At 61.6% G+C, this 14,071-nt stretch carries 13 protein-coding genes; 10 read left to right on the forward strand and 3 right to left on the reverse strand.

The annotated features are described in order from the left end of the window. Window positions 1-1,077: S-(hydroxymethyl)glutathione dehydrogenase/class III alcohol dehydrogenase (locus tag NKH02_RS18480; protein WP_352880540.1), on the reverse strand; the 1,077-nt coding region annotated here is incomplete at its 3' end. Window positions 1,078-1,406: 329 nt separating this feature from the next. Between NKH02_RS18480 and NKH02_RS18485 the strand changes: the two genes are divergently transcribed. The 5 genes from NKH02_RS18485 to NKH02_RS18505 all read left to right on the forward strand — a co-directional run bounded on the left by NKH02_RS18485 (window position 1,407) and on the right by NKH02_RS18505 (window position 5,957). After that, window positions 1,407-2,582 carry an ABC transporter substrate-binding protein gene (locus NKH02_RS18485; RefSeq protein ID WP_502913835.1) on the forward strand — a complete coding sequence of 392 codons (1,176 nt, stop codon included), beginning with the start codon at window positions 1,407-1,409 and terminating at the stop codon, window positions 2,580-2,582. A 20-nt stretch (window positions 2,583-2,602) separates the two neighbouring features. Further along, entirely contained in the window at window positions 2,603-3,574 is a 972-nt protein-coding gene (locus NKH02_RS18490) for a YVTN family beta-propeller repeat protein (RefSeq protein WP_352880542.1), read from the forward strand. A gap of 96 nt (window positions 3,575-3,670) precedes the next feature. After that, complete coding sequence (locus tag NKH02_RS18495) at window positions 3,671-4,459, forward strand: lanthanide ABC transporter ATP-binding protein PedB/LutE (protein ID WP_352880544.1); 789 nt, start codon at window positions 3,671-3,673, stop codon at window positions 4,457-4,459. Continuing rightward, a complete protein-coding gene (locus NKH02_RS18500) occupies window positions 4,456-5,331 on the forward strand; it encodes an ABC transporter permease (RefSeq protein WP_502913829.1) in 876 nt (291 codons plus the stop codon). The genes NKH02_RS18495 and NKH02_RS18500 overlap by 4 nt, the downstream gene beginning before the upstream one ends. After that, window positions 5,331-5,957 carry a hypothetical protein gene (locus tag NKH02_RS18505; RefSeq protein WP_352880546.1) on the forward strand — a complete coding sequence of 209 codons (627 nt, stop codon included), beginning with the start codon at window positions 5,331-5,333 and terminating at the stop codon, window positions 5,955-5,957. Before NKH02_RS18500 ends, NKH02_RS18505 begins: the two co-directional genes overlap by 1 nt. A gap of 26 nt (window positions 5,958-5,983) precedes the next feature. Here the strand turns inward: NKH02_RS18505 and NKH02_RS18510 are convergent, their stop codons facing one another. Both NKH02_RS18510 and NKH02_RS18515 read right to left on the reverse strand, forming a co-directional pair. Beyond that, window positions 5,984-6,184: a hypothetical protein gene (locus tag NKH02_RS18510; RefSeq protein ID WP_352880547.1), complete on the reverse strand. Its 201-nt coding sequence runs from the start codon at window positions 6,182-6,184 to the stop codon at window positions 5,984-5,986. A gap of 252 nt (window positions 6,185-6,436) precedes the next feature. Beyond that, on the reverse strand, window positions 6,437-7,375 hold the full coding sequence (locus NKH02_RS18515) for a LysR family transcriptional regulator (protein WP_352880549.1): 939 nt from the start codon (window positions 7,373-7,375) through the stop codon (window positions 6,437-6,439). Window positions 7,376-7,499: 124 nt separating this feature from the next. Between NKH02_RS18515 and NKH02_RS18520 the strand changes: the two genes are divergently transcribed. The 5 genes from NKH02_RS18520 to NKH02_RS18540 are packed head-to-tail and all read left to right on the forward strand — an operon-like array spanning window position 7,500 to window position 14,060. Continuing rightward, a complete protein-coding gene (locus NKH02_RS18520; RefSeq protein WP_352880551.1) occupies window positions 7,500-8,546 on the forward strand; it encodes a class 1 fructose-bisphosphatase in 1,047 nt (348 codons plus the stop codon). A 5-nt stretch (window positions 8,547-8,551) separates the two neighbouring features. Beyond that, complete coding sequence (locus tag NKH02_RS18525) at window positions 8,552-9,424, forward strand: phosphoribulokinase (RefSeq protein ID WP_352880553.1); 873 nt, start codon at window positions 8,552-8,554, stop codon at window positions 9,422-9,424. 10 nt (window positions 9,425-9,434) lie between these two features. After that, on the forward strand, window positions 9,435-11,456 hold the full coding sequence (tkt, locus tag NKH02_RS18530; protein WP_352880555.1) for a transketolase: 2,022 nt from the start codon (window positions 9,435-9,437) through the stop codon (window positions 11,454-11,456). A 10-nt stretch (window positions 11,457-11,466) separates the two neighbouring features. After that, window positions 11,467-12,546: a class II fructose-bisphosphate aldolase gene (fba, locus tag NKH02_RS18535; protein WP_352880557.1), complete on the forward strand. Its 1,080-nt coding sequence runs from the start codon at window positions 11,467-11,469 to the stop codon at window positions 12,544-12,546. A 20-nt stretch (window positions 12,547-12,566) separates the two neighbouring features. Beyond that, window positions 12,567-14,060, forward strand: coding sequence for a ribulose-bisphosphate carboxylase large subunit (locus tag NKH02_RS18540; protein WP_502913830.1), 1,494 nt, complete (start codon window positions 12,567-12,569; stop codon window positions 14,058-14,060). Window positions 14,061-14,071 lie beyond the last annotated feature (11 nt).

The raw sequence follows: 14,071 nt of genomic DNA on the forward strand, positions 1-14,071 counted from the left end.
ACCCTTGTTGATGTCCTCGAGCTTCAACGTGTGGGTGATCATCGGGTCGATCTGGATCTTGCCGTCCATGTACCAGTCGACGATCTTCGGCACGTCGGTGCGGCCGCGCGCGCCGCCGAAGGCAGTGCCCATCCAGGTGCGTCCGGTGACCAGCTGGAACGGCCGCGTCGAGATCTCCTGGCCGGCGCCGGCGACGCCGATGACGACGGACTTGCCCCAGCCGCGATGCGAGGCTTCGAGCGCCTGGCGCATCACCTTGGTGTTGCCGGTGCAGTCGAACGTATAGTCGGCGCCGCCGATCTGATCGGCGCCGCGCTTGGTCATGTTGACGAGATGAGGCACGATATCGCCGTCGATCTCCTTCGGATTGACGAAATGCGTCATGCCGAATCTCTCGCCCCAGGCCTTCTTGTCGTTGTTTAAATCGACGCCGATGATCATGTCGGCGCCGGCGAGCTTCAGGCCCTGGATGACGTTGAGGCCGATGCCTCCGAGACCGAAGACCACTGCGGTCGCCCCTTGCTCGACCCTGGCGGTGTTGATGACAGCACCGATGCCGGTGGTGACGCCGCAGCCGATGTAGCAGATCTTGTCGAATGGAGCGTCCGGGTTGACCTTGGCCAGCGCGATTTCGGGCAGCACGGTGAAGTTGGAGAAGGTCGAACAGCCCATGTAATGAAAGATCTTGTCCTTGCCGATCGAGAAGCGCGACGAGCCGTCGGGCATCAACCCTTGCCCCTGCGTGGCGCGGATCGCCGTGCAAAGATTGGTTTTCCTGGACAGGCAGGACGGGCACTGGCGGCATTCGGGCGTATAGAGCGGGATGACGTGGTCGCCCTTTTTGACCGAGGTGACGCCCTTGCCGACATCGACGACGATGCCGGCACCCTCATGGCCGAGGATGGCCGGAAACAGGCCTTCAGGGTCGGCGCCCGACAGCGTGAATTCGTCGGTGTGGCAGATGCCGGTCGCCTTGATCTCGACCAGCACCTCGCCCTCGCGCGGACCCTCGAGGTCGACCTCCATGATCTCCAGAGGCTTTCCGGCGGCGACAGCGACAGCGGCGCGGGTCTTCATCGAGCAAATCCTCCCAAGCGATCGATAGAGTTTCACGTTCCGACATTGCTGCGGATGCTCTCGAAGTCGAAGACCGCGATCCGCTCAGCCACCGCCATCCCCCCGCGAAAAGGCATAGGACTAAAGCAGACCCCTAATCCACCTCGCAGGGGTTTGATAAATTTTTTGGGTCCGCTAAGCTCATCCTGGGCACCTTGAATTCGCGCGGGTTCGGCATCAATCGGACTTTAGTGCAAGAACGGGCAGTTTTATCGATGACGAGCGTGGTGCCAGGCACTCTCGCGGCCTTGTTGGTTTTTTTTCTCCAGGCCATCAACATTCCGGACGTGATGGCCCAGGAACTGGCGGGCAAGCAATCGGCTGCGACCGAGAGGCCGGAAAAAAAGATAACCGAAATCAAGATAGGTTATTTGCGGGCCTACGCGCCGCAACTGACGCTTTCGTTGCTCGACCTGCCGCCGCGTGACGAAGGGGTCGCCGGCGCCAATGTCGCAATCGGCGATAACAACACGACCGGAAAATTCACCAGCCAGAAATTCAGCCTCGACGTCACCGAGATAAAGCCGGAGGCCGATGCCGTTCAAGCATTCGAGGATCTGATCGCCAAAGGCGATCGCTATGTGGTCGCGGACCTGTCGGCCAGGCAATTGCTGTCGATCGCCGACATCGCCCGCGACAAGGCGGTCCTGGTCTTCAATGTCGGTGCCAGTGACGACAGCCTGCGCGAGGAGGACTGCCGCGTAAATGTCTTCCATGTCGCGCCGACGCGCAGCATGCTTGCCGACGCGCTGGCGCAGTACCTCGTGGTCAAGAAATGGCCGAATTGGGTGCTGCTCTACGGTTCGCATGAGCAAGATCATCTTTACGCGGACGCCTTGCGCCGCGCGGCGGCCCGCTTCGGCGGCCAAATCGTCGCCGAGAAGGAATTCAAAGACACCGGCACGGCGCGCCGCACCGATACCGGCGCCACGCAGATACAGCAGCAGATTTCCGTGTTCACGCAGGATCTGCCGGAGCATGACGTGGTGCTTGTCGCCGACGAGAGCGAGGTGTTCGGAACTTATGTGCCCTACCGCACCTGGACATCGCGGCTGGTCGCCGGCACGGCTGGTCTTGTGGCGTCGTCCTGGCATCCCGCGAGCGAGCAATGGGGCGGCATCCAGATGCAGAGCCGGTTCCTGAGGACGACCGGACGGCGAATGCTGTCCAAGGACATGTCGGCCTGGACGGCGGTGCGGGTGGTGGGCGAAGCCAGCACGCATACAAATGGCGACGATCCCAAGAAGATCAGCGACTACATCCGCTCGGACGATTTCTCGGTCGCCGCCTTCAAGGGACAGAAGCTGACCTTCCGCAAATGGAACCATCAGCTTCGCCAGCCAATCCTGCTCGGCGATAACAAATCGGTCGTCTCGACATCCCCACAGGAGGGTTATCTCCACCAGATCTCCGAGCTCGATACGCTCGGCGTCGATCAGCCGGAAACGAAATGTGTCCTTAAGTAGAAGCTGTCGGGAGGAATTTCGTGCAGAGACGAGCTTGCGCACTCGCCATCCTGGCAACCGGCTTCATGGCCAATCCGGCGTCCGCCTACATGGTCTATGTCTCCAACGAGAAAGACAATACAATAACCGTCGTCGACACGGCGACGATGCAAGTGGTGAAGACCGTCGAAGTGGGTCAGAGACCGCGCGGCATCACCATCTCGCACGACGGCAAGCTCATCTACTTATGCGCCAGCGACGATGATACGATCGAAATCATCGACACCGCGACGCTTCAGATCGTCGGCACGCTGCCATCGGGCCCGGACCCCGAATTGTTCGTGCTTTCGCCCGACGGCAAGACACTTTACGTCGCTAACGAGGACGACAATCTCGTCACCGCGATTGACGTCGAGAGCAAACAAGTCGTGACCGAAATTCCCGTTGGCGTTGAGCCTGAAGGCATGGCTGTCAGTCCAGATGGCAAGACCATGGTCAACACTTCCGAAACCACCAGCATGGCGCATTTCATCGACACCGGCAGCCACGAGGTGACGGACAATGTGCTGGTCGACACCCGTCCGCGCTTCGCCCAGTTCAAGCCCGACGGGTCACAGGTCTGGGTCAGCGCCGAGGTCGGCGGGACGGTCAGCGTCATTGACAGTTCCAAACGCGAGGTGGTGAAGAAGATCGCGTTCGCGATTGCGGGGCTGCGGGCCGAAACCATCCAGCCGGTGGGGATCGCCATCAGCGCCGATGGCAAGAAAGCCTATGTCGCGCTCGGCCCGGCGAACCATGTCGCGGTGATTAACACCGAAAGCTACGAGGTGGAAAAATACATTCTCGTCGGCCAGCGCGTCTGGCATCTCGACTTCACCCCCGATCAGAAGACGCTGATCACCACCAACGGCAATTCCAACGACATCACCTTCATCGACACGGCGACCGACGAGCCGGTTCAATCGGTCACGGTGGGCCAGCAGCCTTGGGGCGTGGCCATATCACCCCGATAGAACGCGGTGATTATCAGGGAGGCCGAATGATGAATATTGCCACGGGGTCACTGCAAGTGCACTAGATAACCAGCACGCCCCGAAGGAGTGAGCGGCATGCAGCATGTGAGGACAAGCGGGCCTGAAAGCGCGGTGGCGGCGCTCGATGTCGCCGGCATCGGCCATTCCTATGGTCCGAAGCGAGCGCTCAACGACATCTCATTCTCGGTCGCGCCAGCAACTTTCACCGTTCTTCTCGGCCTCAACGGCGCCGGCAAAACAACTCTGTTCTCGCTGATCAGCCACCTCTATGACACGCGCCGCGGATCGATCCGCATCTTCGGCCATGATGTCTGCCGCGCTTCGGGCGAAGCGCTCAGGCGTGTCGGCATCGTGTTCCAGGCACGCACGCTCGACCTCGATCTCAGCGTCCACCAGAATCTCTCCTACCATGCCTCCCTGCATGGCATCGCGGAACGCGAGGCCCAGCAGCGTATTGCCGCGCTGCTCGACACAGTCGGCATGCAGGGCCGGCAGCATGACAAGGCACGCAGCCTTTCCGGCGGCCAAATGCGGCGAATTGAGATCGCCCGGGCTCTGCTCCACCGCCCGTTGCTGCTGCTGCTCGACGAGGCGACCGTCGGTCTCGACATCGAATCGCGCGCAGGCATTCTCGCGACCATCCGCAAGCTCGTCGAAACCGAGGGCATTGGCGTGCTGTGGGCAACGCATCTGATCGATGAGGTCGAAGACGGCGACCATGTCGTCGTCTTGCGGCAAGGCGAACTGGCTGCCAAGGGCAAGGTCGCCGACGTCGTCAGGGACACGAGTGCCAATTCGATCCGCGCTGCTTTTTCGAAGCTCAGCCGCATCGAAACAACCAGCGCCCCGGAGGTGTCGCCATGAGCGCCCCCGCAATGCCCGAAAAAGCAGCCGGCATCATGCCGGTCAGGTTCGAAGAATTCGGCCTCAGGCACCATCTCATTTGCCTGAAGGGAATCGTCCTGCGGGAGTGCCTGCGCTTCATGCACCAGCGCGAGCGCTTCATATCCTCGCTGGTTCGGCCTCTCGTCTGGCTGTTCATCTTCGCCGCCGGATTCCGGCAGGTGCTCGGTGTATCGATCATCCCACCCTACAAGACCTACGTGCTATACGAGGTTTACATCACGCCGGGCCTGTGCGGCATGATCCTGCTCTTTTCGGGCATGCAGTCTTCGCTGTCGATGGTCTATGACCGCGAGATGGGCAACATGCGCACCCTGCTGGTCAGCCCCTTCCCGCGCTGGTTCCTGCTGGTGTCGAAGATGCTCGCCGGTGTCGCGGTGTCGATCGCGCAGGTTTACGCGTTTCTGATCGTTGCCTGGTTCTGGGGCGTCAAGGCGTCGCCGCTTGGCTATTTGACGGTGCTGCCGGCGCTGTTCCTGTCGGGCATGATGCTGTGCGCGCTCGGCATGCTTTTGTCTTCGATGATCAAGCAACTCGAAAACTTCGCCGGCATCATGAACTTCGTCATCTTTCCCGGCTATTTCGCTTCTCCGGCACTCTATCCCTTGTGGCGCATACAGGAGGCGAGTCCGCTGCTCTACAAGATCTGCCTCGCCAATCCGTTCACCTATGCCGTCGAACTGATCCGCTTCGCTTTCTATGGGCAGGTCGATTGGGTGTCGCTGGTCATCGTCGCCGGATTCACGCTGCTGTTTCTGGCCGGCGCCATCATCGCCTACGACCCCTCGCGCGGCCTGATGACCCGCAAACAGGACCCGGGAGGAAACGGCTGATGGCAGGGATGGTTCTCGTTCGCAGCCTGGTTCTGGTCGCCAGTTTTGTCCCGATCGCGAATGCCAATGCGGCAACCACTGATCCGGACTGGCCCTGCATGCAGCGCAAGGTGCCGCAACTATCGCTCGGCCAGGTCTGGAACGGGCCGAATCTGCCGCCGTCGGCCAAGGATTGGTCGAAGGATACCGCTGTCTCCGCTCTGGTCGAGGACGTGGCGGCACGGCGGATGCCGATTGCGGACGCCAAGAAGGAAATCAAGGATTTCGCCGCCTCCCTGCCGGTCGGGCAGCTTGCACCGAAAATGGCGATGCTGGTGCAGGGGATGTTCGATCATATGGACGCCGAGCGTTCGCATGTGATTTCGGCCATTTCCCGTTACGCCCACAAGCAGCTCGAAATGGCCGCCAAGCTCCGTAAGGAAGCATCCGACCTCGATGCATTGCGCGCCAAGCCGGATGCCGATCCCGACGAGGTGGCGCGGCGCACCGATCAGCTGAATTTCGCAACCCGAATTTTCAATGAACGTGTCCAGTCACTGACCTACGTCTGCGACGTGCCGACGATAATAGAGCAGCGGCTCTACGTATTGACCAAGACCGCTTCGGAATTGCTCCCCAGGAAATAGACCTCATTCGAGCTTGGCGGCAGATCTCACGTCCCTCGACCGGGCAGCACGCGCCAGCGCTGCACGAAATACCCTGGATGTGTCTCCATCCAGTGAGCCACCAGCGGCTGCGCCTGCATGAAGGCAGTCCCAGGATTCATCGCCAGACCGTCCACCATTTGTTCGCGTTGTTCACAGGTCTGCGGCACATCCGTCAAGCAAACCAGCATTACGAGCGTGTAAAGCATTGCCCCTTTTCCCCATCGAATTCCCGAACCCCCATGCCTGGGGAGCTTTCCGAGATACCGACCAGTCTGCAGGGTCGCACATACAGATCGCTTGTGGGTGAAAGGACGTGCCCCCGCTCTTTCGCACCGCAACATAACATGCAGCTTATCTAACGCCAACGATCGCCTGGCGTTCTCCACTCCCTTCTTGACCCATCTTGCGATCTCCAGCGTTGGTAGGTCGGTCGTTGCGGTCGGCGCCCCAGTCCAACTTCATCCCGCTTTGTCCGGATAGAGCTTGCCGAAGAGGGGCAGGTACATCGCCCCCTTGCGCATCAGGAAATCGTTGAACGTCGCCATAGCCGGCGAGATCGCGTGATCGGTGCGCATCACCGAAAACCATTGCCGGCGGATCGGCATCCCGACAACGTCGAGGATGACGAGCCGGCCAGCTTCGGTTTCTGCAGCGATGGTGTGGGCAGAGATGAAGGCGATGCCCAGACCAGCCATCACCGCCTGCTTGATTGTTTCGTTCGAGCCCATCTCGACACCGAGGTCGTCGATGCGGCCAGGCACGTCGCTCAGGAATATTTCCAGCGAGATGCGGGTTCCGGAGCCGGGCTCGCGAATAAGGAAATGCTCCTCGGCGATCCGCTCCTTGGAGATATCGCGCGCCGCCGCCAGCGCGTGTTCGGGCGGCGCGATGATGACCAGTGGGTGATCGCCGAAGACCGAAGCACGCACCGGAACCTCTTTCGCCGGGCGCCCCATCAGCGCGATGTCGATGTCGTGATTCCTGAGGTTGTCGATCGTCTGGGCACGATTGCCGATCGCAAGCCGCATGTCGATGTCGGGATGGTCCTTCATGAACGCAGCCATCAGCCGCGGCGCGAAATATTTGGCGGTGGAAACGACGCCGAGCCTCAAGCTGCCGGTGCGCACACCCTTGATGGCGTCCATCTTGTCTTCGAGCAGACCGAGGTGCTCCTCGATAGCCTGCGCCGTCTCGAAGAAGGCCAAACCTGCGGCAGTGGGACGCATGCCGTCCGACGTCCGGTCGAACAGAGCCAGCTGGAATTCTTCCTCCACTTGCCGCAACTGAATTGTCAGCGCTGGCGGAGACAGACCTAACATCTTGGCCGCGCCGACAATTTTTCCGCACTTGATGATTGCCTGGACGGTCTTGAAATGCTTGAGCGAGAGGCTTCTCATGCCGCATACTAAATTATTTTTACTAGCAAAGTAAAGTTATTGAATTTTACTTATCGCATGTCTTTTGTTTCCATTCCCCAGTCCGGCCGATCCGAGGGAGATGCGGCGGGATCGGGAGGTTACGATGCCAGCGGCAACGCTCGACGCTTTTCTGAACTCCTATCTTGGCCAGCCAGACGAACTCCGTTCCGCGGTTGTGATGACCGTCCGTCAGCTGACACAGGCCGCCAGCAAGGTTCGCAATACCATCAATCAAGGGGCGCTCGGCGCCGCATTTGCCGGAATCCGTGGCGCCAATGCCGACGGCGATATCCAGAAGGATCTTGATGTCTTCTCCGACGACATCTTCCTCGACGCCATGCGCCATGCTCCGGTCGCGCTTTACGTCTCCGAGGAACTGGAACAGCCGGTTCTGCTCGACAGGCAAGCGCCACTCGCCATTGCCATTGACCCGCTCGATGGCTCTTCCAACATCGATACCAACGTGTCGATCGGAACGATCTTCTCGCTCCTCCCTGCGACTGGCGCGCCGGATGCTGATCCGGCCGCCTCTTTCTTGCAGGCAGGCGTGAACCAGCTGGGCGCCGGTTTCTTCATCTATGGGCCGCAGCTGGCGCTCGTCCTGTCGCTCGGCAGCGGTACGCATGTCTTCGTCCTCTCGACCAGGCTCGGCACCTTCGTCCAGGCCTACGAGAGCCGGATCATTCCGGAACGCACCCAGGAGTTTGCGATCAACGCCGCCAACTACCGGCACTGGGATGAGGCTGTGCGGCTCTATATCGACGACTGCCTGGAGGGGACCGATGGACCGCGTGAGAAGGATTTCAACATGCGCTGGATCGCCTCCCTGGTCGCCGACTGCTACCGCATATTGATGCGCGGCGGCGTGTTTCTCTACCCAGGCGACCGGCGCAAGGGCTACCGTCATGGACGGCTGCGCCTCGTCTACGAGGCCAACCCGATCGCCTATCTCATAGAACAGGCGGCCGGTGCCGCCACCGATGCGATCACCCGCATCCTGGAAATCGAACCCGAGAGCCTGCATCAGCGCGTGCCCATGATCTTCGGGTCGGCGCGGGAAGTCGCGCGCATAACCCGCTATCACACCGAGCCGAGCAACATCGGCGAACGTGCGCCGTTGTTCAGCCGCCGCGGCCTGTTCAGGGCCTGAGCACCATGTCGGCAAAGCACCCCGTCATCACCATCACCGGGTCCTCAGGGGCAGGCACCACCTCGGTCAAGCGCATCTTCGAGCTGATCTTCCGGCGCGAGAACATCGACGCCGCCTTCATCGAAGGCGATGCCTTTCACCGCTATGACCGCGCCGCAATGAAGGTAAAAGTGGCCGAAGAGGAGAAGGCGGGCAATCCGAACTTCACCCACTTCAATGCCGAGGCCAACGAACTCGGAATCCTGGAAGAGGTGTTTGAGGAATACGGCCGCCGGGGAACCGGAAAGACCCGCACCTACATCCATGACGAGGACGAGGAGAAGCAGTACGGCACGCCGCCGGGACATTTTACCGAATGGCGCGAATTCGCTCCGAGCGACCTGCTCTTCTACGAGGGCCTGCATGGCTGCGTCGTCACCGACAAGATCAACCTGGCCAGGCACGCGGACCTCAAGATCGGCGTGGTGCCAGTCATAAATCTCGAATGGATCCAGAAGATCCATCGCGACCGCGCAACGCGCGGCTATTCCACCGAGGCGGTGATGGACGTGATCCTGCGCCGCATGCCGGACTATGTTCGCTACATCGTCCCGCAATTCTCACAGACCGCCATCAACTTCCAGCGCGTGCCGATCGTCGACACGTCCAATCCATTCATCGCGCGCTGGATTCCGACGCCCGACGAATCGATGCTGGTCATCCGCTTCGCCAATCCCCGCGGCATCGATTTCCCTTACCTGCTGTCGATGATCCACGACTCGTTCATGTCGCGGCCGAATTCCATAGTGGTGCCAGGCAACAAGCTCGATCTTGCCATGCAGCTGATCCTGACGCCGCTCATCCTGCAATTGATCGAGCGCAAGAACCGTGTGTCGTGAGGAGGACTCCATGAACAGCCAGGCAGCAGCATTGAAGCCCGTCGCCGCCGTCTCGGAGCGCGACATGGCAAACGCCATTCGCGCATTAGCGATGGACAGCGTCCAAAAGGCCAATTCCGGTCATCCGGGAATGCCGATGGGCATGGCCGACGTCGCGACGGTGCTGTTCAGCCGGTTCATCGACATCGATCCGTCGGCGCCCAACTGGCCCGATCGCGACCGCTTCGTGCTTTCGGCCGGGCACGGCTCGATGCTGCAATACGCGCTGCATTATTTGCTCGGCTATGAAGACATGCCGATCGAGGAATTGCAGCGATTTCGGCAGTTGGGCAGCCGCACCGCCGGACATCCGGAATATGGCCATGCGCTTGGTATCGAGACGACCACCGGCCCGCTCGGACAAGGTATTTCCACGGCGGTCGGCATGGCGCTGGCGGAACGCATGCTCTATGCCCGCTACGGTGCCGATCTGGTCAATCATCGTACCTATGTGATTGCGGGCGACGGCTGCCTGCAGGAGGGCATCAGCCACGAGGCGATAGACCTCGCTGGTCACCTGAAGCTCTCCCGCCTGATCGTCTTCTGGGACGACAATGCCATTTCCATTGACGGGCCGACTTCGCTGTCGACATCGATGGACCAGCCGGCACGATTCAAAGCCGCTGGATGGCATATCCAATCGGTGGACGGCCACGACATGGAAGCTGTCGGCGCGGCAATCGAGGCGGCGCAACGGTCGGATCGTCCGTCGCTGATTGCCTGCCGCACAGTGATTGGCAAGGGTGCGCCCAATCTCGGCGGCTCGGAGAAGACGCATGGCGCGCCGCTGGGCGATGCAGAGATCGCCGCGACACGCGAAAACATCGGCTGGGCCCACGCGCCGTTCGAGGTGCCGGACGACATCCTTTTCGCCTGGCGCGAAATTGCCGAGCGCGGGCAAGCGGCGCGGCACGCCTGGGAGCAGCGGCTTGCCGCCTCGCCGCAGCACGAGGCCTTTGCGAGCGCGATCACCGGCAACTTGCCCGACGCGGTCTTCGAGGCCCTAGTGGCTTTCCGCAAGGAGCATGTCGAGAAGGCGACCAAGGTCGCAACGCGCAAAGCCTCCGAAATGGCGCTCGGTGTGATCAACGCCGCTACCGAGCTGACCGTCGGCGGCTCCGCCGATCTGACGCATTCGAACCTGACGATCACCAAGGGCATGAACCGCGTTGCGCCGAGTGACTACGCCGGCCGCTACATTCACTACGGCATCCGTGAGCACGGCATGGCCGCCGCCATGAACGGCATCGCGCTGCATGGAGGCTTCGTGCCCTATGGCGGTACGTTCCTGTGCTTCGCCGACTATGCGCGCGGCGCGATGCGGCTCTCGGCGCTCATGGGTCAGCGCGTCATCTACGTGATGACGCACGATTCCATCGGCCTCGGCGAGGACGGCCCGACGCACCAGCCAGTCGAGCACCTGGCGATGTTGCGTGCCACGCCGAACCTCAATGTCTTCCGCCCAGCGGATATCATCGAAACGGCGGAGTGCTGGGAATTAGCGCTGAAGAGCGAGAGCCGGCCGAGCGTGCTGGTGCTCTCGCGCCAGAACCTGCCGATGCTGCGCCAAGCACACAGCGACGAGCCACACAGCGAGGAGAACCGGTCGAGCCAGGGCGCTTACATCCTGCGCGAGCCAGCCGAGCACCGCGCCGTGACGCTGATCGCCACCGGCTCGGAGGTCGAGATCGCTATTGCCGCCGCCGAACGGCTGGCGACCGAGCACGGCGTCGCCGCCGCGGTCGTCTCGATGCCGTGCTGGGAGCTCTTTGAGGAACAGGATGCGGACCACCGCAAGGCCGTCCTCGGCTCGGCGCCTCGCATCGCCATCGAAGCCGCAGCACGGCTCGGCTGGGACCGTTGGATCGGCGACATCGGCGCTTTCGTCGGCATGGCTGGTTTCGGCGCCAGCGCCCCTGCCCCGGATCTCTACCGGCATTTCGACATCACGCCCGAAGCCGTCGCGGCAGCGGCGCTGAAGCTCATTATCTAGGAGGACGACCATGGCCCGCATCACCCTTCGCCAGCTTCTCGACCATGCCGCCGAGCATGGCTACGGCGTTCCGGCATTCAACATCAATAACATGGAGCAAGGCCTCGCCATCATGGAGGCGGCCAAGGCCTGCGATGCGCCGGTCATCATCCAGGCCTCGCGCGGCGCCCGCTCCTACGCCAATGACATCATGCTGGCCAAGATGATGGAGGCATTGACTGAAATCCATCCGGCCATTCCGCTCTGCATCCATCAGGATCACGGCAACAACGAAGCCACCTGCCTGTCGGCGATCCGCCACGGCTTCACTTCGGTGATGATGGACGGATCCTTGATGGCGGATGCCAAGACGCCGGCGAGCTACGACTACAACGTCACCATCACCGAACGTGTCGCACGCATGGCGCATTGGGTAGGCGCTTCGGTCGAAGGCGAGCTTGGCGTGCTCGGCTCGCTGGAAACCGGCCAGGGCGAGGCCGAGGACGGGCACGGCGCTGAAGGCGCGCTTTCCCATGACCAGCTTTTGACCGATCCCGACCAGGCGGTCGACTTCGTGACCGCCACCCGGGTCGACGCGCTGGCGATCGCCTGCGGTACCTCACACGGTGCCTATAAATTCAGCCGCAAGCCTGACGGCGGCATCCTGGCCATGCAGGTGATCGAGGCGATCCACGAAAAGCTGCCCAACACGCATCTGGTCATGCATGGGTCTTCCTCCGTGCCGCAGGAACTGCAGGACATCATCAACAACTATGGCGGCGAGATGCCCCAGACCTTTGGCGTCCCGGTCGAGGAGATCGAGCGCGGCATCCGCTACGGCGTGCGCAAGGTCAACATCGACACCGATTGCCGAATGGCCATGGCCGGGCAGTTCCGCCGCGTCGCGACGGAGGACCCGCGCGAATTCGATCCGCGTAAATTCCTGAAACCCGCCATGGACGCGCTGCGCGACCTTTGCCGCGATCGCTTCGAACGCTTCGGCACCGCAGGCCGCGCGTCGAAGATCGGGGTGATCGCCATGGATGAGATGGCGAAACGTTACGCCGCAGGAAAACTCGACCCGCATATCGCAACCGCGAAAGCCGCCTGAGCGGCAACAGGAGACCTGTCATGAACAAGATCGAGATGCCGTCAGCAGGCACGCTCAAGGAAGGCAGCGAACGCTACAAGTCGGGCGTCATTCCCTACAAGAAGATGGGCTATTGGGAGCCGGACTACCGGCCAAAGGAGACCGACCTGATCGCCATGTTTCGGATCACGCCGCAGCCCGGCGTCGACCACGAGGAGGCGGCCGCCGCCATCGCCGGTGAATCCTCTACCGCGACATGGACCGTGGTGTGGACCGACAGGCTGACCGCCTGCGAGCTCTATCGCGCCAAGGCGTTCAAATCCGAGCCGGTGCCGAACACCGGTCCCGGCACCAGGACCGAGCAACAGTACTTCGCTCACATCGCCTACGACCTCGACCTGTTCGAGCCGGGCTCAATCGCCAACCTGACTGCTTCGATCATCGGCAACGTGTTCGGCTTCAAGGCAGTCAAGGCCTTGCGGCTCGAAGACATGCGCATCCCGGTGGCTTACCTCAAAACCTTCCAGGGCCCGGCGACTGGGATCGTGGTGGAACGCGAGCGACTCGACAAGTTCGGCCGGCCGCTGCTCGGCGCGACGACGAAGCCGAAGCTTGGCCTGTCAGGCCGCAACTACGGTCGCGTCGTCTACGAGGCTCTGAAGGGCGGCCTCGACTTCGTCAAGGACGACGAGAACATCAACTCGCAGCCCTTCATGCACTGGCGCGACCGCTTCCTCTACTGCATGGAGGCTGTGAACAAGGCATCGGCCGCCACCGGCGAAGTCAAGGGCCATTATCTCAACGTCACCGCCGGCACGATGGAGGAGATGTACGAGCGCGCCGAATTCGCAAAACAGCTTGGCTCCTGCATCGTCATGATCGACCTCGTCATCGGCTACACGGCGATCCAGTCGATGGCCAAGTGGGCACGCCGCAACGACATGATCCTGCACCTGCACCGCGCCGGCAACTCGACCTATTCGCGTCAGAAGAACCACGGCATGAACTTTCGAGTCATCTGCAAATGGATGCGGATGGCCGGCGTCGACCACATCCATGCCGGCACGGTGGTCGGCAAGCTGGAAGGCGACCCACTGATGATCAAGGGGTTTTATGACACCCTGCGCGAGGAGCGCACGCCGCAGAACCTCGAAACCGGATTGTTCTTCGACCAAGAGTGGGGCTCGCTCAACAAGGTGATGCCCGTCGCCTCAGGCGGCATCCATGCCGGCCAAATGCACCAGTTGATCCACTATCTCGGCGAGGACGTCATCCTGCAGTTCGGTGGCGGCACGATCGGCCATCCGGACGGCATCCAGGCAGGCGCGACGGCCAATCGCGTCGCATTGGAAGCGATGATCCTCGCCCGCAACGAGGGACGCGACTATCTGCGCGAAGGGACCAAGATCCTCGAACAGGCGGCCAGATGGTGCACGCCGCTAAAGGCTGCCCTGGAGACCTGGAAGGATGTCACTTTCAACTACGAATCGACCGACACGGCCGACTTCGTGCCGACCGCAACGCCCAGCTTCTAGACGAAAGGAAC

It is taken from the genome of Mesorhizobium sp. M1396 (genome assembly GCF_040317725.1).
GTDB lineage: Bacteria > Pseudomonadota > Alphaproteobacteria > Rhizobiales > Rhizobiaceae > Mesorhizobium.